Raw genomic sequence first — 25,288 nt, forward strand, 5'->3', positions numbered from 1 at the left:
GGTCTAGGTTGTTTCAACAGTATTTCCCGCTCCATCAATGTCGCTCGTCGTCACTGGCCAGTAGCTGGCCAGGCCCAACCCAACCACTTCGGTGTTTGTGGCATGCTGCACACACCCTACGGAAAAAGTGAACTGGCCGTTATTAATAATAGGGCTTCGCGTCGGCTCTCTATGCATGACACTGACTACGCTTCCCGGCGGGAAGGGTAACTGCACTTGGCTTACCTGGCCTACTACATCCCCGCGAAGTTCTCGCTGGTAAAGCAACTCACCCTCTTTTGACTTCACCACAACCGCCAAGTAAACCGATGAAAAGGACTCATGAGGGACAACCGCATAAAAAACCAGATCAATTTTACGCGATACCCGGTTAACATTGATATAACCCACAACGCGATCAGCGTTACCCTTGAAAGTCCATCTAAATTCCAGACCATTAGCATAACGAGTAATCGGCGGTCTAGTGAATCCAATGGTGCGATATTTCCGCAACAACTCACCCCGCAAGGGTTGATCGAACGTATTAATCGCCCGCTGCAGATCCTGTTTAATAGGATAGTCATCATGAAGAGCAAGATGCGGTGACGCTTCAAAAGTCGCAGCACATCTTTCAACTGCCTGCTTAAGATTTTTCCATGCTTCAGTAGCCAATCTAGAGTTTACCAGCCCCTGCTCAGTCACAACCAGGAAATTGATCTCTGCGTCGGTATCAATCACTGCGGAGGGCTTACTATTAGATACACTTAGACCCACCGCTTCCCTATGATACACCTCGATAGAAAAGCCCGGTGCAATCGGAATACTCTTGGAGAGCAACTCTGTTTTATCACCAAACATTTCAAGGGAAAATACAACCCCCCCACCAGAGTCTTTCACCACAAACTGCGCATATACCATACCAGGAAAGAGGTTATGCGGTTCGTTACCAACAACATCAACTAACAGGCGCCCTGCTGAAACCTGCACGGTAAGCCTGCAGAAAATTCCGTAAAAACCATTAAACACGATCGTTTGATCGGCCAAAATACTTGCACTTCGTCGTGCATACGAGCAGTCAAAGTTACTTGCCACCTCAGTGACTGCCACATAATTATTTTTGGGCCAATCATCACCAGCAGGAGGCAATTGCACAGCATGAACCCCAACGGAAATATCATCAACCAGAACTGTTGAGTGGTTAACTTTTACAATTCTAGCGCCCCCGACCAAATCTCTTATTAAAATACACTTACCCAAAACCTTACTATAAATCTCTGGAGTAAATGTAAACGACACGCTCGACTTTAACCCGGTTACACTCAGGTCTTTAGAACTGACCAAATCCAAAGGACTTCTTAGCTTCAACTGGGTCTGAACCGATTTAAGGCTACTTTCTTTAACCAGCAAATAAAGCGACAAAACGGGGAATGCATAACTATAGCTGTTTTCGATTACTTGACGCTGCAACGGTAAAGCCTTGACATACTGCATGGCCGGGGAAAAATCGACGTTACCGATATCGATACCCACCTTACTCAGCAAGTCCATTGTCGGATGATCACTGGCAACAAAATTGTCCGAATTACTGATTTGCCGATATCGACGATAAAACTCGATTACTCCTGATTCGCCCATGGACTTGACTAAAAGCATATAAAAAAACTGGATCAGGTGCCCCGCTCCCGCCACATCGTTCAGACCTTTATTAAACGCAATACGGGCATTCTCGTAAAGTTTCTCCTCACCATTTTCGTAAAGCCAGCCTTTCGTGTAAAACTCCTCTCCCATGTACTTTTGTTGATAAAGGGTCGCCAATACGTTATGGAAAATCTCGTGCATTTGGATGACCGAATGGTTAAAGAAATGACCTTGGTAGCCATGGGCAACCTCATGAAGACTTCCAAAGTTTTCTGGCACGGGTTTCAACCAAAAAGCCTCTACCGAATTTGTGGACTCAGCAGTCCAATCACGACCATAATAAGCGGCACCTCCACCCTTCTTATCTGCCTTCATGAAGTAACGATTGGGAATGTTCTTGTCAGGCACATTCGACTCAGATGAAATCCCGACAAGATGATTAAAAAACTCAAACATTCCATCATAGTATTTACCCAGGCTGTCCAACCCAGAGGCCTGATGCAATGCCCTTAATGCGGCCTTGTCGCGAGCCGGTATTAAAATTTTTGTATAATCAGATTCAAACAACGCAAATTGCGTCCCCTGCCCATCCCAAAAATTTAAAAAACCGCTCGGATTGACTCCCTTCTTGTAAATCGGCAGTACTTTCCAATCGCCCACGATTTCTATATCAACAGTAACAATCTGACCTGCTTCATCAGTGAAAGGCGTAGTTAAAAATAGAACCGAGGGATGACTGCAAAGCACTTCACTCCATTCCATAGTCACATTGCGATGAAGCTCAGTTTTCTGATCATCATTCAACAATTGAAGATTGATTCCGATTGTCGACGCCGGGCGCGTTTGCCGAAAGCGTACTTTAGCACCCGCAGAAACCACTGCGCCCACGGTATATTTATCGTGGTGTATGCCCTTATCCATGCCAGCGTTAATCAACCAGTCTGGACGTTCAAGGCTTTTATACAGGTGGGATAAACGAGCGCCTTTTTCTTTGGACATTACAATTTTCCTCGTAGATAAGCCCGGAACAACGAGGAGATGCTAGAGCCAACGGGTAAACCAATGACACTGTCAAAAATACCAGCTTATTAGATCATCTGTTCATAAACTGCCCAGACGCAGCATAAAAACGTTATAAATACTCATCGTGTGGGAAGGTTAAGACCATTCCTCGAAACGACTCAAATCCATACTTCCTGCAAAAAAACGCCCCCAAACAGGAGGCGTTTTCAACATCAGAACAACAGCGAAAAAAATCAGGCCTGAGGCGTCTTGCGAAAGCCCACCGCCAGACGGTTCCAGCCGTTGATAGTATTGATCGCCACAGTCAGGTCGACCATTTCCTTGGGCGTGAACTGGGCGCTGACCACTTCGTAGTCTTCGTCCGGCGCATGGGTCAGGCTCAACTGGGTCAGGGTTTCGGTCCAGAGCAGCGCGGCGCGTTCGCGGTCGGTGAAGAATGGCGCCTCGCGCCAGGCCGTCACGGCGAACAGACGGCGTGGGGTTTCGCCGTCCTTGATCGCGTCGGCGGTGTGCATGTCGATGCAGAAGGCGCAGCCGTTGATTTGTGAAGAGCGCAGCTTGACCAGTTCGATCAGGCTTTTTTCCAGCGGCAGTTTTGATACCGCCGATTCCAGGGCGATCATGGCCTTGAGGGCGTCTGGGGAAGCGGTGTAGAAATCGATACGCTGTTGCATGGCATGTTCCTGGGCAAGTGGGTGTGGCACTAAGTTAGCCCCCGGGGCGGCGTGCACAAATAGCCAATCCTGCAGAAATCGAGGAGGCCAATGGCCCCTCGCGTCCATCAGACCCGACTACGCAGCCATTGCAAGAACCCTTTCTTCGGCACAACGACGGGTACATCCGCGATCAGCGACTGGGCCTTGTTCAGGCGGAATTCCATCAAGGATTTCATCGCATCGTTGATGTCCTGGCGGGCATCCAGGCAGGGCTTCAAATACTGCTTTTCGATGCGATAAAGCGTGCAAGGGGTTTTCGCGGTGAAATGGGCGGGCAGCGCGCTGTCGGTCAGGATACCGGCCTCGCCGATCACCTCCCCCGGCCCCATGCGTCCGGATTCGATAGGTATACCGTTGCGGTTCAGCGTGACCGAAACCACCCCGGACTCGATGATGAACAGGTGATCACTGATCTCCCCCGCCTCCAGGATCGTCTCGCCGATGCGGAAGCTTTGCAGGGCCATGTTCTGGCTGAAGGTTTCTTTCTCTTCGTGGCGCAGGGTGGAAAACAGCGGCGAGCTGTCGAGCAGCGCCCGTGGCCGCGTGATGTCGCTTGAGGGGCTGGGTTCGACACTCGACAGCAGATGGATCCCCGATGCTCGCAAATGCCGGTATGCCAGGTCGAACAGTTGATTGCGTGCCGAGCGCTTTTCGCTCATCGAGGCGACAAAGCCGCTGATTTCGTATTCGTTGCCGGAAGCATTGGAGCTTTTGAGCGCGACTTTGGGGCCGGGTGAAGTCAACATGTTCCGGCAGCCCTGCATCGCGCGCTCGAGGGCATCGATCACGGTTTGTGGGCGGACGTGGGGGCTGACCTGCAGGCTGATCGACAGGCCGAACATATCGCTGGGCCGACTGAAGTTGGTGATCTTGGCCTTGGCCGCCAGCGAGTTGGGAATCACGATCATGCTGCCCTGGGAGGTCTGCAATCGCGTGGCCCGCCAGTCGATATCGATGACCCGGCCTTCGGTGCCGTCGATGGCGATCCAGTCATCCAGTTGATAGGGCTTGGTGGTGTTCAGCACGATCCCGGAAAATACGTCGCTGAGGGTGCTTTGCAAGGCCAGGCCGACGATGATCGCCAGGGCGCCGGAAGTGGCCAGTACGCCCTTGACCGGCAGATTGAGCACATAAGCCAAGGCGGCGATGACCGCGACAAGAAAAATCACAGCACCCAGCAGGTCCTGCAGCAGTCGCCCGGTATGTCCCACCCGTTGCATCAGTCCCGCACCGATCAGTACGGTCAGGGTGCGCGCAGCGAACAGCCACCAGCCGATCTGCAACCCCGTGGCCGCCAGATGCAAGGGTACATTGTCGACCCAGGGTGCGGGTTCCAACGGGTTCATGCCTTCGTTGAACAGAACCAGGCTGTACAGGGTGAAAATCACCGGCCGAACCAGAAGCTTCACGTTGTGGCCACGGGTACCGATCAAGCGCCACAACAACAGATCGATCAGGATCAAGGCGAAAGCGCAGATCAACGGGTGTTCGGTGAGCAATGACAGCATCAAGCAGCTCCGGCACGGGACAATGAGCGAAAGATCTCACAGATTGGCCAGAGTGTAGGAGCAATTGGTGGCTTCGGAACACTGTAGGAGCAAGCTTGCTCGCGAAAAGGCCAGCACCTTCCACATCGTGGCGCCAGACAGACCGCTTTCGCTGGCAAGCCAGCTCCTACAGAGGGCAATGTGTGCCTGGTTTATTTACTGTTGGTCAGCGTGCTGTAGCTGGTCATCAGGTTGCGGTAGTCCGGGATGTGGTTGGAGAACAGCGTGCCCAGGCCTTCGATGTCGTTGCGCCAGTCGCGATGCAGCTCACAGGCCAGGCCGAACCAGGTCATCAGCTGCGCGCCAGCAGTGGACATGCGGTTCCACGCCGATTCACGGGTCAGCTCGTTGAAGGTGCCGGAGGCGTCAGTGACGACGAACACATCGAAGCCTTCGGCCAGCGCCGAGAGTGCCGGAAACGCTACACAGACTTCAGTGACTACGCCGGCAATGATCAGTTGCTTCTTGCCGGTGGCCTTGATCGCCTTGACGAAGTCTTCGTTGTCCCAGGCATTGATCTGGCCGGGACGCGCGACATAGGGCGCGTCCGGGAACAGCGCCTTGAGCTCGGGCACCAGCGGGCCGTTGGGGCCGGTTTCGAAACTGGTGGTGAGGATGGTCGGCAGCTTGAAGTACTTGGCCAGGTCGGCCAGGGCCAGCACGTTGTTCTTGAACCGGTCCGGGTCGATGTCGCGCACCAGCGACAGCAGGCCTGTCTGGTGATCCACCAACAGAACGGCGGCGTTGTCCTTGTCGAGACGTTTGTAGGAAGTTGTCATGGCAATGGTCCTCGCGTGTTATCGATGCCGAATAAAAAGTCGGCGTGGGTGTCCCGGTTAGCGCTGGGAATCCAGCGTTTCATGTTCGTTCGCCACTTGTTGAGCCTTGAGGTAACTCTCGATCAACAATTGATAATGCGGCATGGCCTGGGCGTAGACGGCGGCCCACTGCTCGGCGTCCGGACGGTTCCACGAGCCTTGCAGCTCTGAGAGCGTAGCCATGATGTCGATCGGCACCACCCCGGCCTGGGCCAGGCGGGCAACTGTCAGATCAGTGGCCAATTTGGAGTGATTGCCCGAGGCATCGACCACGGCAAACACTTTGTAGCCTTCATGCACCGCGGCAATGGACGGAAACGCCAGGCACACGCTGGTCAGGGTGCCGGCGATCACCAGGGTTTTCTTGCCGGTGGCTTTCACTGCCGCGTGAAACTCCGGGTTGTCCCAGGCGTTGATTTCGCCCTTGCGCGCCACGTACTGGGCATGCGGTGCAGCCTCGTGGATTTCCGGAATCAGCGGCCCGTTTGGCCCTTGGGGCACGGAAGCGGTGGTGATCACCGGCATCTTCAGCAAGGTGGCCGCCTTGGCCAGGGCAATGGCGTTGGCGCGCAGTTGCGGTACATCCATGTCCTTGACGATCTGGAACAGTCCGCTCTGGTGATCGATCAACAGCATGGCGCTGTCATTGGGGTCGATCGTCGGTTTCTGGCCATTGAAATTGGCTGCATTGACGGTGTTCATCAGTGTTTCCTCTTTTTGACAGGCAACAGCCATCCCTGGCCTGGGAACCGGCCTACTCATCCTGTGTAGAGCGGGTTGTTGAAGCGAAACGGATTAACCGTGCATCTGGCCGAAGCGACCGGACTGGAAGTCGGCGAACGCCTGGTGGATTTCCTGCTCGGTGTTCATCACGAACGGACCGTGTCCGACGATCGGCTCGTCGATCGGTTCGCCACTGAGCAGCAGCACCACCGCGTCCTCGCTGGCCTGGAGGGTCATCTGATCGCCCTTGCGGTCGAACAAGGCCAACTGCCCTTGGCGCACCGACTCCAGGCCGTTGACCTCGATCGTGCCGCGCAACACCACCAGTGCGGTGTTGCGTCCTTCATGCAGATCCAGCGTGAGCAACTTGCCGGCATTCAGGCGCAGGTCCCAGACGTCGATGGGGGTAAAGGTGCGCGACGGCCCTGTGTGGCCTTCAAATTCACCGGCGATCAAGCGCAGGCTGCCGGCGTTGTTCTTCAAGGCAATGCTCGGGATGTCGCTATCGAGAATCGTCTGGTAACCGGCGTCGGCCATCTTGTCCTTGGCCGGCAGGTTGACCCACAACTGGACCATTTCCAGGGTGCCGCCGCTCTTGGCGAAACCTTCGGAGTGAAACTCTTCATGGAGAATCCCCGAGGCCGCGGTCATCCATTGCACGTCGCCGGGACCGATCTTGCCACCACTGCCGGTGGAGTCGCGGTGTTCCAGTTCACCCTTGTAAACGATAGTCACGGTTTCGAAACCGCGGTGCGGATGCTGACCAACGCCACGTCGCGCGGTGGTCGGTGTGAATTCCGCGGGGCCGGCGTGATCCAGCAGCAGGAACGGGCTGATGTGCTTGCCCAGGTTGTCGTAGGAAAACAGCGTGCGAACCGGAAAACCGTCGCCGACCCAATGGGCCCGTGGGCTGGTGTAGATACCGATGATGTTTTTCATGGTGTCTCCTGATGAGGTGAGTGAAGCCATGGACAGAGCTTAAAACTGCGACCTTTGTTGCGCTAGACTGCAAAAATCAGCTTTAGCGTTCTATCTGGAGAACGATGATGGAAGACCTCAACACTCTCTATTACTTCACCCAAGTGGTCGAACATCAGGGTTTCGCCGCGGCCGGACGGGCCCTGGACATGCCCAAGTCCAAGCTCAGCCGACGCATCGCCGAACTCGAAGAACGCCTCGGCGTACGCTTGCTGCACCGTAGCAGTCGCCACTGTTCGCTGACGGAAATCGGCCAGGCGTATTACCAGCGTTGCCTGGCAATGCGGGTGGAGGCGGAAAGCGCCGCCGAACTGATCGAACGTAACCGCTCCGAGCCCCAGGGCGTGGTGCGCATCAGTTGTCCGACGGCGCTGCTCAACTCCTGGGTCGGGCCGATGCTGACCCGCTACTTGCTCAAATATCCGCTGGTGGAGCTGTTCATCGAGAGCACCAACCGCCGGGTCGACCTGATCCATGAAGGGTTCGATATCGCCTTGCGCGTGCGATTTCCTCCGCTGGAAGACACCGACATGGTGATGAAGGTGCTGGGCAACAGCACCCAGAGCGTGGTGGGCAGCCCGGCCTTTTTGCCGCGCCTGTCGACACCCGCCTCCCCGGCCGACCTCAGTGGCTTGCCGAGCCTGCACTGGGGGGCGGCGCAACGTGAGTATCAGTGGGAATTGTTCGGTGGTGATGGCAGCAGCGCGCTGATCAGGCACTCGCCACGGATGGTCACCGATGACCTGTTGGCCTTGCGCCACGCGGCGGTGGCCGGCATCGGGATTGTCCACCTGCCCAGTGTGGTGGTGCGGGATGAGATCAAGGCCGGCCAGTTGATCGAACTGGTGCCGGGCTGGGCGCCCAGGAGTGGCGTCATTCATGCGATCTTCCCGTCGCGGCGTGGCCTGCTGCCGTCGGTGCGTAGCTTGATCGACTTTCTGGGCGAGGAGTTCAGCCGCAGCGATATTGCCTGACAGCAGCTGCAGGTTTTCAGCTGCAAGCGTCAAGTTGATTTGAGGGGTAGCGGAGATTTTATTCTGAACATAATATGGTTTGAAAATTACAACCATAATATTCGCTTTCTTCAGAGGACTTTTACATGCAAAGCCCAAACCGCGAGGCCACGCTTGCCCAATGGGTCGCCCAGGAGCAGGCCATGCGCGCCCGCTTGGCCGGGCCTGGCAGTTTGTCCATGGCCGAAGTCAGTGCGCTGACTCCCGCCGAATTTTTCGAGGGCATCGGCAACGGTGAATTGCCCTCGCCGCCCATTGGCACGCTGATGGATTTCATCCCTGTCGAATGGTCCGCCGGGCTGTTCGTCTTCCAGGGCACTCCGGATGCGCGGCATTACAATCCGCTGGGCACCGTGCACGGCGGTTATGCCGCGACTTTGCTGGATTCGTGCATGGGCTGCGCGATCCATACGCAACTGAAAAAAGGCCAGGGTTATACGACGCTGGATCTGCGCATCAGTTATGTCCGGGCGTTGAACAGCGCCAGCGGACCGGTGCGGGCCGAGGGCAAGATTGTGCATCTGGGGCGTTCGACGGCGCTGGCCGAGGGGCGGATTTATGATGTGGATGGACGGTTGTATGCGACGGGGACGACGACTTGCATGATTCTTGAGGCTCGGGGTTAAGCCTGTAGGCCGAGTCGTCCCATCGTCGGAACGCCGCCAAGGGCAAGCCCAAGGGCCTGGCGCCAGCCTGGGATTAAACCGCCGGGTTCAAGCCGCAGCCCTGCTCAAGACTGCGGTCCAGGCGCGTCATGACTTGGTGCAACTGATCGACGGCGGCGTCGATCAGTGCGGCATCGCCCTCGCCACAGGCACGCTCCAGTTGCTCGCAACACGCCACCAGCGCCTGCGCCCGGACCATCTGCGCGCCACCTTTGATGCGGTGCGCCAGGTCCTTCAAGCCGTGGTAGTTACCACTGGCATGTTCTTGCCGCAGACGTTCGCGATCATCGCGATTGGCAACGGCCAGGTCATGCAACAACTGAGTGATCAGTTCATTGTCGGCCCCTGTGTAGCGTTGCAAGCCGCTTAAATCGATTTCGCTGTTGGAAGGCGCTGCGCTCAGGCCTGGCGATTCGCTGGAAAAACGCGTGGCCAACCAGGCGCTCAGGTCGACCAGTCGAATGGGTTTGAACAGGCAATCGTCCATCCCCGCTTCGATACAACGCATTTTCTCCTCGGGTTGAGCGTTGGCGGTGAAGCCCAGGATCACCGTTGGCGACCCCAGCTGGAAGCGTTCCTCATCGCGGATCGCACCCGCCAGTTCATAACCGCTGACCACCGGCATGTTGCAGTCGGTGACGACCAGATCGCAAGCGTGTTCACGCCATTGCTCGAACCCTTGCTGGCCATCCTCTGCGAGCAGCACCCGGTGCCCCAGGTAACTCAGTTGCCGCGAAAGCAGCAAGCGGTTGGCCGGGTAATCGTCCACCACCAGAATCGTCAGCGGCCGGGTCCTTGCCGTCGATTCACTCGGCGCCATTTCAGTGCCGGGCAACGTCTGCAATGCCTGCAGTTCAAGGCTGATGTCCAACCGGGTTCCGCGTCCCAGGACGCTGGAGAGTTGCAAGCGCCCGCCCATCATTTCGCACAGCGTGCGGCTGATCACCAGACCCAGGCCGGAACCCTGACGGCCTGATTGCTGACGGTTGCCGGCCTGTACGAACGGGCTGAACAGGCGTTGCTGGTCAAAGGCGCTGATACCGCTGCCGCTGTCCTCGATACGCACACTGACCGCGAGACGCTCCGCCGACGCGGGCACGACTCGCAAGCGCAGGCTGACCTCGCCTTTGTGGGTGAACTTGATGGCATTGCTCAGCAGATTGGACAGCACTTGCTTGAATCGCGTGGGATCGATCAACACATCGCGGTCGCTGTGCTCGTCCAGTTCGACCCGCCACTGCAGGCTCTTCTGCCGGGCCAGGCCCTCAAAGACCCGGCACACCGACAGCACCAGCGCCTGCAGATTGGCTCGCTCCGGCGTCAGCGACAAGTGCCCGGACTCGATACGGGCAATGTCCAGGATGTCGCCGATCAAGGCAAGCAACTGTTGCCCGGCATCTGACGCCACCTCGATGGCCGGGCGATCGGTCACGCCCTCATCGGCGCTTTTCAGCGCCAGTTCAAGCATGCCGATAAGGGCATTCATCGGCGTGCGGATCTCATGGCTCATGGTTGCCAGGAACGTGGTCTTGGCCCGGTTGGCATCGTCGGCGGCGTCCTTGGCCTCCTGCAATCGGGCCAGCCATTGCTGGCGCTGACGGATCTGCCGGCGCTGCCAGGCGATCCAGGCCAGGGCCAGCAAGAGCAAGGCGCCGGCCACCGCGAACGCCTGGAAAATGCTCTGGCGATGGCGCAGCCAATAGCTCTGTTCCACCATCAGGTCATTGCGCCAGGGCAGTATCAGTTCGTCGATTTCTTCCGGGGGGATACTGAGCAAGGCCTTGTCCAGGATCGAGTGCAACTCGCTGGCCTCGCGCCCGGTCGCCAGGGTACTGCGCGCGGGATCGATGCCCACCGTGCTGGTGACCTGGAGGCGATCACGGTACTGCCGGGAGATCAGGTAACGGGCGCTGATCAATGAGTTGATGGCACCTTGTGCCTTGCCTTGGGCGACCATTTCCATGGCATCGGCCGACAAGGGCGCATCCACACACCGGATCAACGGGAAGTGTTGGCGAACGAACTCGCCTGAGATATTGCCCTGGGTCAGCGCCAGGGTTTTTCCGGCCAGGTCATCCAGGGTCCTGGGGCTGTCCGGCGCCAGGCGCGTCACCAGCACCGATGGGCTGGTCAGGAACGCCCGGGTAAACAGCAGGTCTTCCTCACGCAGGGAACTCAGGCCGATACCCGCCAGCACGTCGACCTCGCCACGCTTGATCGCTTGCACCATCTGCGCCACCGACGGCATGGCGCGGATGTCGAATTGCAGACCGGTGCGCAAACTGATTTTCGCCAGCACATCGACACCGATGCCACGAAACCGGCCTTCACTGTCCAGGAAAGTAATTGGCGGGATGTTCTCGTTGATCGCCACGCTCACTCGCGGGTGCCGGTCTAGCCATCGCTGCTCGGTCACACTCAGTTGCAGGGACTGCGTGCCCGGCATGGACACCCCGCTCGCTCCCCAGCGGCGCTGGATGTTCATCTGTTCATTGGCCGTTATCAACGCCAGGGCCTTGTCGACAATGCGCAGCAGCGCCGGGTTGTCGCCGGCCATGGCAAAGGCGAAGCGCCCGGATTCCATGGGCGAGAAGTCAGCCAGCTGGACGTTGTTCAGGTAGTTTTTGCTGATCAGGTAATGGGCGCTGATCGCATCGCCCAGGTACACATCCGCCTGGCCGAAGGCGACGGCCCCGACAGCCGCCAGTGTCGAGGGGAACAGCTGAACCTGGGCCTCGGGATAGAACCGCTGGACGTTTTGTTCAGGCAAGTAGTGGTAGAGCATCGCCAGGCGCTTGCCGGCCAGTGTCGGGTCCAGCACCTGGGGTGCATCAACGCGGGTCACCAATACCGGCTGATCCACCGCATAGGCGCGGGACATTTTTAGTTGCGGGTCCTGGGACTCGTAGCTGTTGGAGGTTCCCAGCAGGTCTGCCGCGCCTTGCTTGACGGCTCGAACGGCGTCTTCGCGCGATGGATAGCGCCGGACTTCGATCTCTACCCGCAGCAACTGCCGGAGCAGATCGGCGTAGTCGGCGGTCACCCCCTCGAGCGTGTGGTCGGTGGTGATGTCGAAAGGTGGATAATCCGGGGCTGAAACGGCCAGCACCAAACGGTCTTTTTGCTGCAACCAGCGCGCATCGGCGGCCGACAACCGCAGCACTTGGCCCTCCACGCTGGAACGACCCAGCAAGGTCAAGGTTTGCGGCTGCGCGCAGACACTCGATACCCAAAGGCAAAGGGCCAACAGCAGGTATCGAATGGCGTTCATTCAGATCAAGTGATGACGTTGGGCAAGATCTCTCAGGTGCACCGACGACTCCACGTTGAGTTTTTCAGTCAAGCGGGTCTTGTAGGTGCTGACGGTCTTGTGGCTCAGGTGCATGATTTCGGCGATTGCCTTGTTGCTCTTACCCTGGGCCAGTTGCTGGAAAATCGACAACTCGCGATCTGAAAGCCTGTCGATCATCTGTTTTTCACTGCGTTGCGCCTGGCTCAGGGACACGGAGCTTGTGGGCAACCGGGTGAAATAGGTGTAACCGGCCATCACGGCCTGCACGGCTTTTTGCAAATGCTCCAGATCGTTGGTCTTGGCGACGTAGGCCATGGCACCGGCGCGCATGCAACGATCCTGGAAAAACGCCGGTTCCTGGGCAGTGAACACCACCACCTTACATGGCATCTCCTCGATCTGGATCCGTGCCAGTACATCCAGGCCGTCGAGCGACGGCAGGTTGAGGTCCAGCACAATCAGTTCCGGTTTATTATCGCGGATCATCGGCAAAACTTCGTTACCGCAGGCCGCTTCGTGGATACGCTTGTATCCCAAATGCCTGAGTACGCTTTTGACTGCACCGCGAACCACCGGATGATCGTCCACAGCCATCGCTGACTTCATGGCAACTCCCTATGCATAAACACGACGTTCGGGCACTGACGGCCCATGGGCAAGAACCCGAAATGAACACAGCAGCTGCGCATAGACTCTTGCACGTAAAAACCGATCGGACTACCTGACAGAAATGACAGTTGCGACGAACGGTAGAGGTCGATCAACGACCGCCATCAACCGCTGGATAGTCGCCAGGTCCGGCAGCAAGGCATGGCTTACTTGGACTTTTTGCCTTGCAAAAGGCGCGGTGGGGCGCAGTTGCGCGTGCTCGCCGTCGAAAATCAGCGCGTGCGCCACCTGCCGGTTGTCGAGACAGAAATCCAGCAGGTCGAGCTTACCGTCGGCCATGCCAGCATTGATGACCAGCAGATCGAAGGGTTCGCAACCGTACTCGACCAGGTTCAGCAGCTCTTCGAGGCTGTGCACCGGCGCCACGCGAAAATAATCGAGCTGGTTGAACAGCCGCTCGATTTTCATCCGGTTGAAGTGTTGTGGGTCAGCGATCAGGATGCGTAAGGACTTGTTGGGCAACGTGCCCCCCCGGGTCAGATTGATGAGGGGGCAAGACTACGGAAGACCTGCCGAGCGTTCTGTAGGAAAAATCCGAAATACTGCCCGCTTAATCTGACGCTGGTGATACGTGGGGGAATCGCAGGGTTCTTCAGGGCCTCATCGCCAGCAGGCTGGCTCCCACATTTGACCTGTGTACGCAGATCTATTGTGGGAGCCAGCCTGCTGGCGATGGCGGCCTCACAGCCGCCGAAGTTCTCAGCTGGCAGTCGCCAACAACAGATCCACCACCGAACGATGCCCACGGTTCTTGCCATGGTCATACAACGACCCGGCGATCTCGTCCGCACGAATCGGCAGGATCGACAGCAAGGTATCGCTCAAGCCATGGCTGGCCTGGCAGAAGCCCTGCATATAGATGCCGGCCTTGCAGCGCTCGTCGGTGATCAACTTGTAGTTGCGGTCCACCTCGAAATCACCCAGGTACTGTTCCAGCGGGGCCAGCAGCTTGCGGTGCATCTGCCGCTCGTAACCGGTGGCCAGCACCACGGCGTCGTAGTGACGGACCGCAATTTCGCCGGTGGCTTTGTTGCACATCGTCAGTTCAATGCCGCGTTCGGTGGCGGTGGCTTTTGAGAGAGTGGTCAGGGTACGGAACGCATGGCGGGCAACGCCCGAAACTTTCTGCCGGTAGAAAATCCCGTAGATCCGCTCGATCAGGTCAATGTCCACCACCGAATAGTTGGTGTTGTGGTACTCGTTGACCAGGCGCTCACGCTCGCTGCTCTCCTGCTGGAACACCAGGTCGGTGAACTCCGGCGAGAACACTTCGTTGACGAACGGGCTGTCGTCCGCCGGCTTCAGGGCCGAACCGCGCAGGATCATGTCGACCTGCACCGACGGGAAGCTGTCGTTGAGGTCGATGAAGGCTTCCGCCGCGCTCTGCCCGCCACCGATAATCGCGATACTCATCGGCTGGTTGTTCACGCACGGCTGCTTGGCCATCTGCGCCAGGTACTGCGAATGGTGGAACACGCGGTTGTCGCTTTTGAGCGCCTTGAACGCCTCGGGAATACGCGGCGTACCGCCCGCGCTGACCACCACCGAACGGGTGGTGCGCACCTGTTGATGCCCGGTGCTATCGCGGGAAATCACCCGCAGCGCTTCGACCTGCTGGTTGTGCAGCACCGGTTCGATGGTCAGCACTTCTTCGCCGTAACGGCTCTGCTTCTCGAATTGCATGGCCACCCAGCGCAGATAGTCGTTGTACTCCATGCGGCACGGATAGAAGGTGCCCAGGTTGATGAAGTCCACCAGGCGCCCGTGGGCCTTGAGGTAATTGACGAACGAATAAGGACTGGTCGGGTTGCGCAGGGTCACCAGGTCCTTGAGGAAGGAAATCTGCAGCTCGCTCTGGGTCGACAGGGTGTTGCCATGCCAGCTGTAGTTGGCCTGCTTGTCGAGAAACAGTACATCCAGCTCGCCCTGGGTCGGCCCGCGCTCCTGCAGGGCGATGGCCAGCGCCAGGTTCGAAGGGCCGAAACCAACGCCGATCAGGTCGTGAACGATGGGCGATGCAATTGCCTGTGTCATTTCCAGTGTCCTCTGGATAAGCCCCCGAGCGGCGGGGAGATAAGCCTAAGTGACCTGACCGGCCTTGAGCAGGACAGCAGATCGTCTGTTGATTAGGAACGAGGACAGTGAAATAAAATTTAACAAGAACGGATGTACGCGAAGATCAATGGGCATCCCATTGGCGCATCCGCACCCGGCAATGCTTCATCGCATTGACGATGTGTTTTTCGACCAAGGCCTTGGAAATGCCCAGGTGTTCGGCAATCTGCGGGTGCGACAGGCCTTCGATCTTGCGCAGCAGGAAACTCTCGCGGCACAGGCGCGGCAATTCCGCCAGGGCGCGCTGGAGCATGTCCAGGCGCTGGCCGTGATCGAGGCTGCTGAGGGGCGATGGGCTGAAGTAGCGCTCTTCGTTGTCGAGCACGTCCAGCGACTCGACCTGACGCAACGCATTGCGCCGGTGATCGTCGATGACCAGGTTCAAGGCCGTGCGATAGAGGAAGGCCCGGGGTTGCTCGATCGGCGTGTCGCTGGAGCGCTCCAGGACTCGCAGATAAGCGTCATGCACCACATCTTCGGCGACCTGGCGGTTGCCGAGCTTGGCGTTGAGGAAACACACCAGCTCTCGATAGTAGTTTTCCAACATGACTCCCGTCCGCACGGGTGCGGTTACTGTCCTTGAGCCCGCTACTCGACCACAAAAGCTGGCAGTGGCACGATAGTGGCAGTTTGAGATGCGTAATTTATAGTAATTCTCATATAGATTTAAAGTATTGCTTTGGCTTGCCCGACAAATAGTCATGGTCTACGGCTTGCACGCCCCCGTAGGAGCTGCCGAAGGCTGCGATCCTTTGATCTTTAAAATCAAAAGATCGCAGCCTTCGGCAGCTCCTACAGGGGCAGGTGTAACGCCGTGTGTCCGGGCCTAAATTCCCTGCTGCTGTCCTCGTCTACAAGGACAGCTCCATGTCCCTGCCGGCTCCACGGCAGTGTTCAACTGCTTTGGAACCCTGCATGAAACGTCCCCGTCACACCCGACGCGCCCTGCTTGTAGCACTCAGCCTGATCCCCGTTGTCGCCGTCGCCGCCTGGCAGTTCATCCCGCCTGGGCGCGACCAGTTCGCCACCGTGCAGGTCACCCGCGCCGACATCGAAAGCAGTGTCACGGCATTGGGTACCCTGCAACCCAGGCGTTATGTCGACGTCGGCGCCCAGGCGTCCGGGCAGATCCAGAAGATCCATGTGGAAGTCGGTGACCGGGTCAAGGAAGGTCAGTTGCTGGTGGAAATCGACCCTTCCACGCAACAGGCCAAACTCGATGCGGGGCGCTTCTCCATCGAAAACCTCAAGGCGCAGTTGCAGGAGCAACGCGCGCAACACGACCTCGCCCAGCAGAAATACCAGCGCCAGCAACACCTCAAGGCCGGCAACGCCACTCGCGAAGAAGACGTGCAGACCGCCCAGGCCGAACTGCGTGCCACCCAAGCGCGCATCGACATGTTCCAGGCACAGATCCGCCAGGCCCAGGCCAGCCTGCGCAGCGACCAGGCCGAGCTCGGCTACACGCGGATCTATGCGCCGATGTCCGGCACCGTGGTCGCGCTGGATGCCCGGGAAGGCCAGACCCTCAATGCCCAGCAGCAGACCCCGTTGATCCTGCGTATCGCCAAGCTGTCGCCGATGACCGTGTGGGCCGAGGTCTCCGAAGCCGACATCGGCCACGTCAAACCCGGCATGAACGCCTGGTTCACCACCCTCAGCGGCGGCACCAGGCGCTGGCAAAGCACCGTGCGGCAGATTCTGCCCGTACCGCCCAAACCCCTGGACCAGACCAGCCAGGGTGGCGGCAGCCCCGCCAGCTCGAGCAAAAGCGGCAGCGCGCGGGTGGTGCTGTACACCGTGCTGCTGGACGTCGACAACGCCGACAACGCACTGATGGCGGAAATGACCACCCAGGTATTTTTCGTCGCCGATCAGGCGCAGAACGTGCTGACTGCGCCGATCGCCGCCCTGCAGGCCGGCGCGCAAGCCGACAGCCAGACCGCGCAAGTGGTGGCGAAAAACGGCAGCATCGAACAACGCAACGTGCGCACCGGCATCAGCGACCGCCTGCGGGTGCAGATCCTCGACGGCCTGCAGGAGGGCGATCACTTGTTGATCGGCCCGGCCGACGGGAGTGGCGGTTGAATGCAGACGCCCCTGATCTGCCTTTCTGACATCCGCAAAGCCTACGGCGGTGGCGACGCCCCTGAAGTCCATGTGTTGCGCGGTATCGACCTGTCGATCCATGCCGGCGAGTTCGTGGCGATCGTCGGCGCCTCCGGTTCCGGCAAGTCGACACTGATGAACATCCTCGGCTGCCTCGACCGCCCTACCTCAGGCGAATACCGTTTCGCCGGAGAAAACGTCGCCGCCCTGGGCAGCGATGAACTGGCCTGGCTGCGCCGTGAAGCCTTCGGGTTCGTGTTCCAGGGTTACCACCTGATCCCGTCGGGCTCGGCCCAGGAAAACGTCGAGATGCCGGCGATCTACGCCGGCACTCCGGCCGCCGAGCGCCATGCCCGCGCCGCGGCCCTGCTCGAACGCCTGGGCCTGGCCACGCGCACCGGCAACCGCCCGCACCAACTGTCCGGCGGCCAGCAGCAACGGGTGTCTATCGCCCGCGCCTTGATGAACGGCGGCCATATCATTCTCGCCGACGAACCCACCGGCGCCCTTGACAGCCACAGCGGCAAGGAAGTCATGGCGCTGCTCGACGAGCTGGCGAGCCAGGGCCACGTGGTGATCCTCATCACCCACGACCGCGAAGTGGCGGCGCGGGCCAAGCGCATCATCGAGATCCGCGACGGTCTGATCATCAGCGACAGCGCCCGGGACAATCCCGCCGCGCAAACCTCGGCCAATCCCGGTGCGCTGCAGGCCGTGGACCTGCGCAAGCGCCTGACGGAAGGCGCGCAAGCCAACGGCGCCTGGAAAGGCGAACTGATCGACGCGGTGCAAGCCGCCTGGCGGGTGATGTGGATCAACAAGTTCCGCACCGCGCTGACCCTGCTGGGGATCATCATCGGCGTGGCGTCGGTGGTGGTGATGCTGGCCGTCGGCGAAGGCAGCAAGCGCCAGGTCATGGCCCAGATGGGCGCGTTCGGCTCCAACATCATTTACCTCAGCGGCTCGTCGCCCAACCCGCGAACGCCGCTGGGCATCGTCACCCTGGACGAAGTCAAGGCGGTGGCGAGCCTGCCCCAGGTGATGCGCATCATGCCGGTCAATGGCCAGGAAGCCGGGGTACGTTTCGGCAACCTCGACCACCTGAGCTACGTCGGCGGCAACGACACCAACTTCCCGGCGATCTTCAACTGGCCGGTGGTCGAAGGCAGTTACTTCACCGAGGCCGATGAACAGAACGCAGCTGCGGTCGCGGTGATCGGCCACAAGGTGCGGACCAAACTGCTCAAGGACGTGGCCAACCCCATCGGCCAGTACATCCTGATCGAAAACGTGCCGTTCCAGGTGGTCGGCGTGCTCGCGGAAAAAGGCGCCAGCTCCGGCGACTCCGACAGCGACGACCGCATCGCCATCCCCTACTCCGCCGCCAGCGTGCGGCTGTTCGGTACCCACAACCCGGAATACATCGCGATTGCCGCGGCCGATGCGCGCAAGGTCAAGGAGACCGAGCACGCCATCGAACAGTTGATGCTGCGCCTGCACAACGGCAAGAAGGATTTCGAGCTGACCAACAACGCGGCAATGATCCAGGCCGAAGCACGCACGCAAAACACCCTGTCGCTGATGCTCGGGTCGATTGCCGCGATTTCGCTGCTGGTGGGCGGCATCGGCGTGATGAACATCATGCTCATGACCGTGCGCGAACGCACCCGCGAGATCGGCATCCGCATGGCCACCGGTGCCCGCCAGCGGGACATCCTGCGCCAGTTCCTCACCGAAGCGGTGATGCTCTCGGTGGTCGGCGGCCTGGCCGGGATCGCCCTGGCGCTGATCGTCGGCGGCGTGCTGATCCTCAGCGAAGTCGCCGTGGCGTTCTCCCTGATAGCGGTGCTGGGCGCCTTCGGCTGCGCCCTGGTCACCGGTGTTGTCTTCGGCTTCATGCCGGCCCGCAAAGCTGCCCGACTCGACCCGGTCACGGCCCTTACCAGTGAATGATCTCTCGATGAAGCCGCAACTGAGTGTGTTGACCCTCTGCCTGTTGCTCGGCGCCTGTGGCAGTCCTGCCCAGCGCCCGGACAGCGGCATAACGCCGCCCGCCGCCTGGCAATCGCCGCACACCGCCGGCGCCAGCCGCGACAACCAGCAATGGTGGAACCGCTTTGGCAGCCCGCAACTGGGTCGCCTGATCGAACAGGCCCGGGTGGGCAGTTACGACCTGGCCTCCGCCATCGCCCGGGTGCGCCAGGCTCAGGCGCAAACGGTGGTCGCGGCGGGCTCACAGCTGCCGGAGGTCAAGGCCGCGCTTAATGCCAACCGGCAAAAACTGCTGCGCGGCGATGGCTACAGCCAACTGGATGCGGACAGCGACAACAGCGCCGTCGATTACTTCAACGCCAGCCTCAGTGCCAGCTACGAAATCGATTTCTGGGGTGGCCAGCGTGCGTCCCGTGACAGCGCACAATTTGCCTTGCAGGCCAGCGAGTTCGATCAGGCCACCGTCGAGTTGACGCTGCTCAGCGGCGTGGCCAACACCTATGCGCAAACCTTGTCGTTGCAGGAGCAGAGTCGCATTGCCGAGCTGAACCTGGCCAACGCGCAGAACGTGTTGAAACTGGTGCAGACCCGCTTCGACTCAGGTTCCGCGACCGCCCTGGAACTGGCCCAGCAAAAAAGCCTGGTGGCGGCGCAGCAACGCCAATTGCCGCTGGTGCAACAACAGGCCAGGGACGCGCAGATCAGCCTCGCCACCCTCCTCGGCCGCCCGGTGCAGGAACTGGCGCTGGTCCAGGAACACTTCGATCAATTGTCCTGGCCCGCCATCGACGCCGGTGTCCCCAGTGAATTGCTCAGCCGGCGCCCGGACATCGCCCGGGCCGAAGCGCAACTGGCCGCCGCCCAGGCCGACGTCACCGTCGCCCGCGCCGCCATGCTGCCGACCGTTACCCTGAGCGCGGAAATCGGCTCGGGTGCCGACAGTGCTGGCGACATCCTGCGCAGCCCTTTTCACAACCTCACCGCCGGGCTGCTGGCGCCGGTGTTCAACAACGGGCGCCTGGGCGCCCAACGCGACAAGGCTTTGGGCCGCCAGGAAGAACTGCTGGAGACCTATCGCGGTGCGATCATCAATGGTTTCGCCGATGTGGAAAAAGCCCTCAACAGCATTCGCGGGCTGGACGGACAGCGGCAATGGCAAAGCGAGGAACTGAGCCAGGCGCAGACCGCGTTCAACATTGCGCAAAGCCGTTATGAAGCGGGGGCCGAGGATTTGCTGACGGTGCTGGAGACGCAACGCACGCTGTATGCGGCGCAGGATTTGAATGTGCAGCTGAGGTTGGCGCGGATGCAGGCGAGTATTGCGTTGTACAAGGCGCTTGGCGGTGGGTGGCAGGCCTTGTGATCGTGATATTGCCGCAATACCTGTAGGAGCTGGCTTGCCAGCGAAGAGGCCGGCACATCCAATATCAATATCTCCTGTCTGGCCGCCTTCGCTGGCAAGCCAGCTCCTACAGGTTTTTTGTGTGCCGCATGGTTGGGGGGCGGTTAACTCGAAACCGTCTTGGCCTTCAGATTCCGCGCATACCAAGGCCGCTGCGGCACCTTGCGGAACAGATCCGCGAGCTTCTTTTCATCCTCACCAAAGGTAATCCGCAACGCCAGTTTCATGGTCTCCGGGTCCATCTCCACCGATTTCCCCGCCTGCAACCCCGGCGTGGTGCTGCAACCATGGGTCCCCGGGCCGAGCCACGGATCATCGATCTCGACCCACCGTCCCGGCGCGAACCACTGCACGCCGTTGACCTCAAGCCGACTCACCTCCCCCGGATGAAAACGCTCATGGGCGCGGAACCAGTCTTCCAGGCGATCGTCGATCCAGCCGTGGAAGTGCCAGAACACCGGGTTCACGTGGGACGAGAACGGATCGCCGAGGAAGTCGTTTTCCGGCGCATACCAGCGCGCGGAAAAGTCCGACGGATCGCGGGCGAACGGTACCGGCTGGCCGTTGGACGGATCGCGCGGCACCGAGGCCCAACGCATGTGCAGCCAGTCGTGCAGGCCCAACTCGACCTCTGAGCCGAACTGCCCCAGGGTCAGCTTCGACAGGTAACGCGGATCGCGGTATTGCGACTCCCATACCTGGAAATTGCTGTGGTAGGTCTCGGCGGTCTTGATGTCGCTGACCCACTGCGAATACTCGTCATCGTCTTCGGCCAACCAGGTCGGCGGCAGCGCCGTACCGTCGTGGTTGTCGAAATAATTGGCGAAGCCGATGCGGTCACGGGCCAGCTCCGGTTGCGGCAAGGGGAACTGCGTCCACGACGGCAAGTCCATCATCGAACGCGCCGTGCCGAGCATGTGCCGGTGCATGAAGAAAAAGTCCACCCCCGAGCCGTTGCGATCCTTGCGCTTGCCCCGGGCGTCACGCTCCTGGTCCCGCGGCCCGGGCTGCCAGCCGATGCCGCGCAAGGCGTTGCGTTTGTCTTCGGGCAAGGTGTGCCATTTGTCCCGGGACGCATGCCAGAGCTGGTGGAACAACCGATGTTCCTGGGACGTCAGCCAGGCCAGCAGTGGCGGATTCAGACCGGTTCGCTCGCGGGCTTCGGGGAACACTTTCTTGACCGCGACGAAGCGATTGTCCTGGGCCGTCAGCATCAAGGGACGATCCAGATCCAGCACGCGACCACTGAGGCTGCCGCTGCCGGCGTTACCGAAACCGGCCCAGACTTCGTCCAGTGCCATGCTGAATTCGTAATCACAGCTGCCACGGGCGCTGAGCAAGCGCCAACTCAATTGGGCCGGCTTGACCCCGGCCACATCGCCGAGCACCCGATAACGCGGCGCTTCGCTGCCACGCAAACGCTCGGCGGTGTCGAGAAAGCCGATCAGGCCACGGCCCTTGTGGCCGATGTCGAGAAACAGCTCCAACCCGTCCTGTGGCAAGCCCTCGAGCCCGGCATCGCGACCTTCGAAACGGATCTGCCAGACCCCGCGCAGGGTGTCCGCCAGGCGTTGGCCGGCGACATCCGCCACATCGAATGAAGCTTCCCCCGGCGTGATCGTCGGGTCCGGCTTCGTCCATTCACGATGCCCATAAAAAGCCGCAGGCACGGCAGCGCCGGTCAGCGCCAGGCCTGCCATGAACCATCGTCGAGAAATCGTCATTGCCCTACCTGTGTCAGCCATGAAGCAGGCTTTATCCAAGCTAGAACGTTTGTTGCCTGCACAAATTTAAAAGCTTCGCGAGCAAGCCCGCTCCCACATGAGGACGCATTCCAATGTGGGAGCGGGCTTGCTCGCGAAGAGGCCAGCACAAACACTAAATTCCTTCCTCGGCCACTCGTTCCCCACAGATAGCAAAGGCGAACCTGACTGAGACGGCAATGACAAAACCACGTTCGAAAAAGGCTCTTTTCATCGGCCTGCCGCTGGCCCTGGCGATCAGCGCGGGCGCAGGCTTTGCGGCCTGGAACTACTGGTTCAAGGACAATCCCGGCTACCCGGTCAAGGTGATGAAACAGGCCGATGATCTGCATGAGCGCCTTCTCTCGTTCGACAGCCACATCACCATCCCCATGGACTTCGGCACCGCCGGCAATGAAGCCGACAAGGACGGCAGCGGCCAGTTCGACCTGGTCAAGAGCGGGCGCGGACGCCTGTCCGGCGCGGCCCTGACGATTTTCGGCTGGCCGGAAATCTGGAACGGCGCCAACGCGCCACATCGCCCCACCGCCGGGTTCATCGAAGAGGCACGCTTCGAGCAGGAAACCCGCTACAAGATCATCAGCGCCCTGGTGCGGGATTTTCCCAATCAGGCCGCCATCGCCTACACCCCCGACGACTTCCGCCGCCTGCATGGCGAAGGTAAGTTCGCGATCTTCATGAGCATGCTCAACGCCTACCCGCTGGGCAACGACCTCAACGCCCTGGACAAATGGGCGGCGCGGGGCATGCGCATGTTCGGCTTCAGTTATGTGGGCAACAACGCCTGGGCTGATTCTTCCAGGCCATTGCCGTTCTTCAACGATTCCCGGGACGCCCTCGGCGGTCTCTCGGACATCGGCAAGCAAGCCGTGCAGCGCCTCAACGACCTCGGCGTGATCATCGATGTGTCGCAGATGTCGACCAAGGCCCTGGAGCAAGTAGCCCGTTTGAGCCGCACGCCGATGGTCGCCTCGCACTCTGCCCCGCGCGCCCTGGTGGACATCCCGCGCAACCTTAGCGACCACGAGATGCAGCTGATCAAGGACAGCGGCGGCGTGGTGCAGATTGTCGGTTTCCCGACCTACATCCGCCCGCTGAGCCAGGCCACCCAGGACAAACTCAACGCCCTGCGTGCGCGTTTCGACCTGCAACCGCTGCAAGGCCTGGAGATGGCGTTGATGCCGGGCGACCCGATCATCACCGTGTGGTCTGAGCAACGGTTCGGCGAATACGCCAGCGAGCTCTACGCGATCGTCGACGAAGAACCCAAGGCCACCCTCAAGGACTATGGCGACGCGATCGACTATGCGGTGAAGAAAATCGGCATCGATCACGTCGGCATCAGCTCCGACTTCAACGATGGCGGCGGCCTGGACGGCTGGAAGGACGTCAGCGAGGCACGCAACGTGACCGCCGAGTTGATCAGCCGCGGTTACAGCGAGGCTGATATCGCCAAGCTCTGGGGCGGCAACTTCCTGCGGGTCTGGGACCAGGTCGAGAAATCCGCCCGCCCCGTCGCGAAAAACTGATGCCACTTTTGCCAAGCGAAGCCCAAGCCATGACCAACCGTCGTTCCTTCCTCAAGCAGGCCGGCATTCTCGCCGCTGGCCTGCCCCTGGCTGCTGGCGTGAACCTGCCGGCGCTGGCCGGCAATCCCCAGCCCTTGCCAAAGGGCAAATGGGCGCAATTGCGCTCGCTGTTCAATCAGGACCCGGACTACCTGCATTTCGCCAATTTCCTCGTCACCTCGCACCCCACGCCGGTGCGCAACGCGATCGACATGCACCGCGCCAACATCGACCGCAACCCTGGCCGGGCCATGGACTGGGACCTGCAGGAAACCGAGAAACGCGAGCACAACGTGCGGGTCTGGGCCGGTCGTTACCTCAATGCCAAGCCTGAGCAGATCGCGCTGACCGGCAGCACCACAGAAGGCCTGGCGATGATCTATGGCGGCATTCATGTGCGCCCGGACCAGGAAATCCTGGTCAGCGAACACGAACACTACTCGACCAACTACACCCTGGAATTTCGTCAGCAACGCCAGGGGACCCAGGTGCGCAAGCTCAAGCTGTTCGACAACAGCCGCGACGTTTCCGTGGATGAAGTGCTCGCTTCGATCACCCAGGGCATCCGCCCCGAGACCCGTGTGCTGGGCATGACCTGGGTGCAATCGGGCAGCGGCGTGAAACTGCCGATCGGCGAAATCGGCAAGCTGGTCGAAGAGTTGAACCGCCAGCGCGACGAGAAAGACCGCATCCTCTATGTGGTCGACGGCGTGCACGGCTTTGGCGTCGAGGACCTCGAGTTTCCCGATATGCACTGCGACTTCTTCATCGCCGGCACCCACAAATGGATGTTCGGCCCCCGGGGTACCGGGATCATCTGCGCCCGCTCCGCCGAGGTCAGGGACGTCACGCCGATCATTCCGACCTTCAGCGAATCCATCGACTTCGCAACCATCATGACCCCCGGCGGCTATCACAGCTTCGAACACCGCTGGGCCGCAGACGAAGCATTCAAGCTGCATCTGGACCTGGGCAAGGCCGAGGTGCAGGCGCGCATCCATGAACTCAACAGCTATGCCAAGGACCGCCTGCTGGAACAGCCGCGGATCGAACTGGTCACGCCAAAGAGCCCGCAATTGTCCGCCGGCTTCACCTTCTTCCGGATCAAGGACCAGGACTGTGAAAAGGTCGCCGGCCAACTGATGCAGAACCGCGTGGTCTGCGACTCGGTGGACCGCGACGTCGGCCCGGTGATCCGCATCGCCCCCGGCCTGCTCAACAACGAACACGAAATCGACCGCTTCATGTCCCTGCTGAACAAAACCGCCTGAAGGCATG

The 25,288-nt window shown here is 59.9% G+C and carries 19 protein-coding genes; 7 read left to right on the forward strand and 12 right to left on the reverse strand.

Annotated elements, in window-relative coordinates; genetic code table 11:
* Positions 1–3: 3 nt before the first annotated feature.
* The 6 genes from SOP85_RS13405 to SOP85_RS13430 all read right to left on the reverse strand — a co-directional run bounded on the left by SOP85_RS13405 (position 4) and on the right by SOP85_RS13430 (position 7,383).
* A complete protein-coding gene (locus SOP85_RS13405) occupies positions 4–2,616 on the reverse strand; it encodes a putative mucin/carbohydrate-binding domain-containing protein (protein ID WP_323627206.1) in 2,613 nt (870 codons plus the stop codon).
* Between the two features lie 257 nt (positions 2,617–2,873).
* On the reverse strand, positions 2,874–3,314 hold the full coding sequence (locus SOP85_RS13410; RefSeq protein ID WP_274075494.1) for a carboxymuconolactone decarboxylase family protein: 441 nt from the start codon (positions 3,312–3,314) through the stop codon (positions 2,874–2,876).
* 107 nt (positions 3,315–3,421) lie between these two features.
* Positions 3,422–4,864, reverse strand: a complete 1,443-nt coding sequence (locus SOP85_RS13415; RefSeq protein WP_323627208.1) for a mechanosensitive ion channel domain-containing protein — start codon at positions 4,862–4,864, stop codon at positions 3,422–3,424.
* A gap of 191 nt (positions 4,865–5,055) precedes the next feature.
* A complete protein-coding gene (gene ycaC / locus SOP85_RS13420; protein ID WP_274075496.1) occupies positions 5,056–5,682 on the reverse strand; it encodes an isochorismate family cysteine hydrolase YcaC in 627 nt (208 codons plus the stop codon).
* A 57-nt stretch (positions 5,683–5,739) separates the two neighbouring features.
* Positions 5,740–6,423 carry an isochorismatase family protein gene (locus SOP85_RS13425; protein WP_274075497.1) on the reverse strand — a complete coding sequence of 228 codons (684 nt, stop codon included), beginning with the start codon at positions 6,421–6,423 and terminating at the stop codon, positions 5,740–5,742.
* Between the two features lie 93 nt (positions 6,424–6,516).
* Positions 6,517–7,383, reverse strand: coding sequence for a pirin family protein (locus SOP85_RS13430; RefSeq protein ID WP_274075498.1), 867 nt, complete (start codon positions 7,381–7,383; stop codon positions 6,517–6,519).
* Positions 7,384–7,487: 104 nt separating this feature from the next.
* Here SOP85_RS13430 and SOP85_RS13435 point away from each other — a divergent pair, with 104 nt between their 5' ends.
* Both SOP85_RS13435 and SOP85_RS13440 read left to right on the forward strand, forming a co-directional pair.
* Positions 7,488–8,396, forward strand: a complete 909-nt coding sequence (locus SOP85_RS13435; RefSeq protein ID WP_274075499.1) for a LysR substrate-binding domain-containing protein — start codon at positions 7,488–7,490, stop codon at positions 8,394–8,396.
* Between the two features lie 125 nt (positions 8,397–8,521).
* A complete protein-coding gene (locus tag SOP85_RS13440; RefSeq protein WP_323627209.1) occupies positions 8,522–9,061 on the forward strand; it encodes a PaaI family thioesterase in 540 nt (179 codons plus the stop codon).
* Between the two features lie 73 nt (positions 9,062–9,134).
* On the opposite strand, the gene SOP85_RS13445 is transcribed toward SOP85_RS13440, so the two are convergent.
* From SOP85_RS13445 to SOP85_RS13465, 5 genes are all read right to left on the reverse strand, one after another.
* Complete coding sequence (locus SOP85_RS13445) at positions 9,135–12,371, reverse strand: transporter substrate-binding domain-containing protein (RefSeq protein ID WP_323627210.1); 3,237 nt, start codon at positions 12,369–12,371, stop codon at positions 9,135–9,137.
* Positions 12,372–12,998 (reverse strand): response regulator transcription factor, encoded by a 627-nt coding sequence (locus SOP85_RS13450; RefSeq protein WP_274075502.1) that lies wholly within the window; start codon positions 12,996–12,998, stop codon positions 12,372–12,374. It lies immediately after the preceding gene.
* 111 nt (positions 12,999–13,109) lie between these two features.
* Positions 13,110–13,523 (reverse strand): response regulator, encoded by a 414-nt coding sequence (locus SOP85_RS13455; protein ID WP_323627211.1) that lies wholly within the window; start codon positions 13,521–13,523, stop codon positions 13,110–13,112.
* Between the two features lie 237 nt (positions 13,524–13,760).
* Positions 13,761–15,095 (reverse strand): lysine N(6)-hydroxylase/L-ornithine N(5)-oxygenase family protein, encoded by a 1,335-nt coding sequence (locus tag SOP85_RS13460; RefSeq protein ID WP_323627212.1) that lies wholly within the window; start codon positions 15,093–15,095, stop codon positions 13,761–13,763.
* A 145-nt stretch (positions 15,096–15,240) separates the two neighbouring features.
* Positions 15,241–15,723 (reverse strand): sigma-70 family RNA polymerase sigma factor, encoded by a 483-nt coding sequence (locus SOP85_RS13465; RefSeq protein ID WP_168758677.1) that lies wholly within the window; start codon positions 15,721–15,723, stop codon positions 15,241–15,243.
* A gap of 368 nt (positions 15,724–16,091) precedes the next feature.
* On the opposite strand from SOP85_RS13465, the gene SOP85_RS13470 reads away from it, so the two are divergent.
* Genes SOP85_RS13470 through SOP85_RS13480 form a run of 3 tightly spaced genes read left to right on the forward strand, consistent with a single transcriptional unit; the run spans position 16,092 to position 20,640 of the window.
* Positions 16,092–17,264 (forward strand): efflux RND transporter periplasmic adaptor subunit, encoded by a 1,173-nt coding sequence (locus SOP85_RS13470; RefSeq protein ID WP_323627213.1) that lies wholly within the window; start codon positions 16,092–16,094, stop codon positions 17,262–17,264.
* On the forward strand, positions 17,265–19,238 hold the full coding sequence (locus tag SOP85_RS13475) for a MacB family efflux pump subunit (RefSeq protein ID WP_323627214.1): 1,974 nt from the start codon (positions 17,265–17,267) through the stop codon (positions 19,236–19,238).
* A gap of 7 nt (positions 19,239–19,245) precedes the next feature.
* Complete coding sequence (locus SOP85_RS13480) at positions 19,246–20,640, forward strand: efflux transporter outer membrane subunit (protein WP_323627215.1); 1,395 nt, start codon at positions 19,246–19,248, stop codon at positions 20,638–20,640.
* A 143-nt stretch (positions 20,641–20,783) separates the two neighbouring features.
* Here SOP85_RS13480 and pvdP read toward each other — a convergent pair whose 3' ends face one another.
* Positions 20,784–22,403 carry a pyoverdine maturation tyrosinase PvdP gene (pvdP, locus tag SOP85_RS13485; RefSeq protein ID WP_323627216.1) on the reverse strand — a complete coding sequence of 540 codons (1,620 nt, stop codon included), beginning with the start codon at positions 22,401–22,403 and terminating at the stop codon, positions 20,784–20,786.
* A gap of 218 nt (positions 22,404–22,621) precedes the next feature.
* On the opposite strand from pvdP, the gene pvdM reads away from it, so the two are divergent.
* Together pvdM and pvdN are read left to right on the forward strand one after the other, a co-directional pair.
* Entirely contained in the window at positions 22,622–23,971 is a 1,350-nt protein-coding gene (gene pvdM / locus SOP85_RS13490; protein WP_323627218.1) for a pyoverdine-tailoring dipeptidase-like protein PvdM, read from the forward strand.
* A 29-nt stretch (positions 23,972–24,000) separates the two neighbouring features.
* The gene (pvdN, locus tag SOP85_RS13495) at positions 24,001–25,281 is read left to right on the forward strand and encodes a pyoverdine-tailoring periplasmic protein PvdN (protein WP_323627224.1); all 1,281 of its coding nucleotides are present in this window, start codon (positions 24,001–24,003) and stop codon (positions 25,279–25,281) included.
* The last annotated feature ends 7 nt before the right edge of the window (positions 25,282–25,288 follow it).

The organism is Pseudomonas sp. YuFO20 (assembly GCF_035064975.1).
Taxonomy (GTDB): Bacteria; Pseudomonadota; Gammaproteobacteria; order Pseudomonadales; family Pseudomonadaceae; genus Aquipseudomonas; species Aquipseudomonas putida_AE.

Excerpts from the sequence above, each read along its gene's own strand:
- SOP85_RS13405 (WP_323627206.1), bottom strand. The coding sequence starts at position 2,616 with ATGTCCAAAGAAAAAGGCGCTCGTTTATCCCACCTGTATAAAAGCCTT.
- SOP85_RS13410 (WP_274075494.1), bottom strand. The coding sequence starts at position 3,314 with ATGCAACAGCGTATCGATTTCTACACCGCTTCCCCAGACGCCCTCAAG.
- SOP85_RS13415 (WP_323627208.1), bottom strand. The coding sequence starts at position 4,864 with ATGCTGTCATTGCTCACCGAACACCCGTTGATCTGCGCTTTCGCCTTG.
- ycaC (WP_274075496.1), bottom strand. The coding sequence starts at position 5,682 with ATGACAACTTCCTACAAACGTCTCGACAAGGACAACGCCGCCGTTCTG.
- SOP85_RS13425 (WP_274075497.1), bottom strand. The coding sequence starts at position 6,423 with ATGAACACCGTCAATGCAGCCAATTTCAATGGCCAGAAACCGACGATC.
- SOP85_RS13430 (WP_274075498.1), bottom strand. The coding sequence starts at position 7,383 with ATGAAAAACATCATCGGTATCTACACCAGCCCACGGGCCCATTGGGTC.
- SOP85_RS13435 (WP_274075499.1), top strand. The coding sequence starts at position 7,488 with ATGATGGAAGACCTCAACACTCTCTATTACTTCACCCAAGTGGTCGAA.
- SOP85_RS13440 (WP_323627209.1), top strand. The coding sequence starts at position 8,522 with ATGCAAAGCCCAAACCGCGAGGCCACGCTTGCCCAATGGGTCGCCCAG.
- SOP85_RS13445 (WP_323627210.1), bottom strand. The coding sequence starts at position 12,371 with ATGAACGCCATTCGATACCTGCTGTTGGCCCTTTGCCTTTGGGTATCG.
- SOP85_RS13450 (WP_274075502.1), bottom strand. The coding sequence starts at position 12,998 with ATGAAGTCAGCGATGGCTGTGGACGATCATCCGGTGGTTCGCGGTGCA.
- SOP85_RS13460 (WP_323627212.1), bottom strand. The coding sequence starts at position 15,095 with ATGACACAGGCAATTGCATCGCCCATCGTTCACGACCTGATCGGCGTT.
- SOP85_RS13465 (WP_168758677.1), bottom strand. The coding sequence starts at position 15,723 with ATGTTGGAAAACTACTATCGAGAGCTGGTGTGTTTCCTCAACGCCAAG.
- SOP85_RS13470 (WP_323627213.1), top strand. The coding sequence starts at position 16,092 with ATGAAACGTCCCCGTCACACCCGACGCGCCCTGCTTGTAGCACTCAGC.
- SOP85_RS13475 (WP_323627214.1), top strand. The coding sequence starts at position 17,265 with ATGCAGACGCCCCTGATCTGCCTTTCTGACATCCGCAAAGCCTACGGC.
- SOP85_RS13480 (WP_323627215.1), top strand. The coding sequence starts at position 19,246 with ATGAAGCCGCAACTGAGTGTGTTGACCCTCTGCCTGTTGCTCGGCGCC.
- pvdP (WP_323627216.1), bottom strand. The coding sequence starts at position 22,403 with ATGACGATTTCTCGACGATGGTTCATGGCAGGCCTGGCGCTGACCGGC.
- pvdM (WP_323627218.1), top strand. The coding sequence starts at position 22,622 with ATGACAAAACCACGTTCGAAAAAGGCTCTTTTCATCGGCCTGCCGCTG.
- pvdN (WP_323627224.1), top strand. The coding sequence starts at position 24,001 with ATGACCAACCGTCGTTCCTTCCTCAAGCAGGCCGGCATTCTCGCCGCT.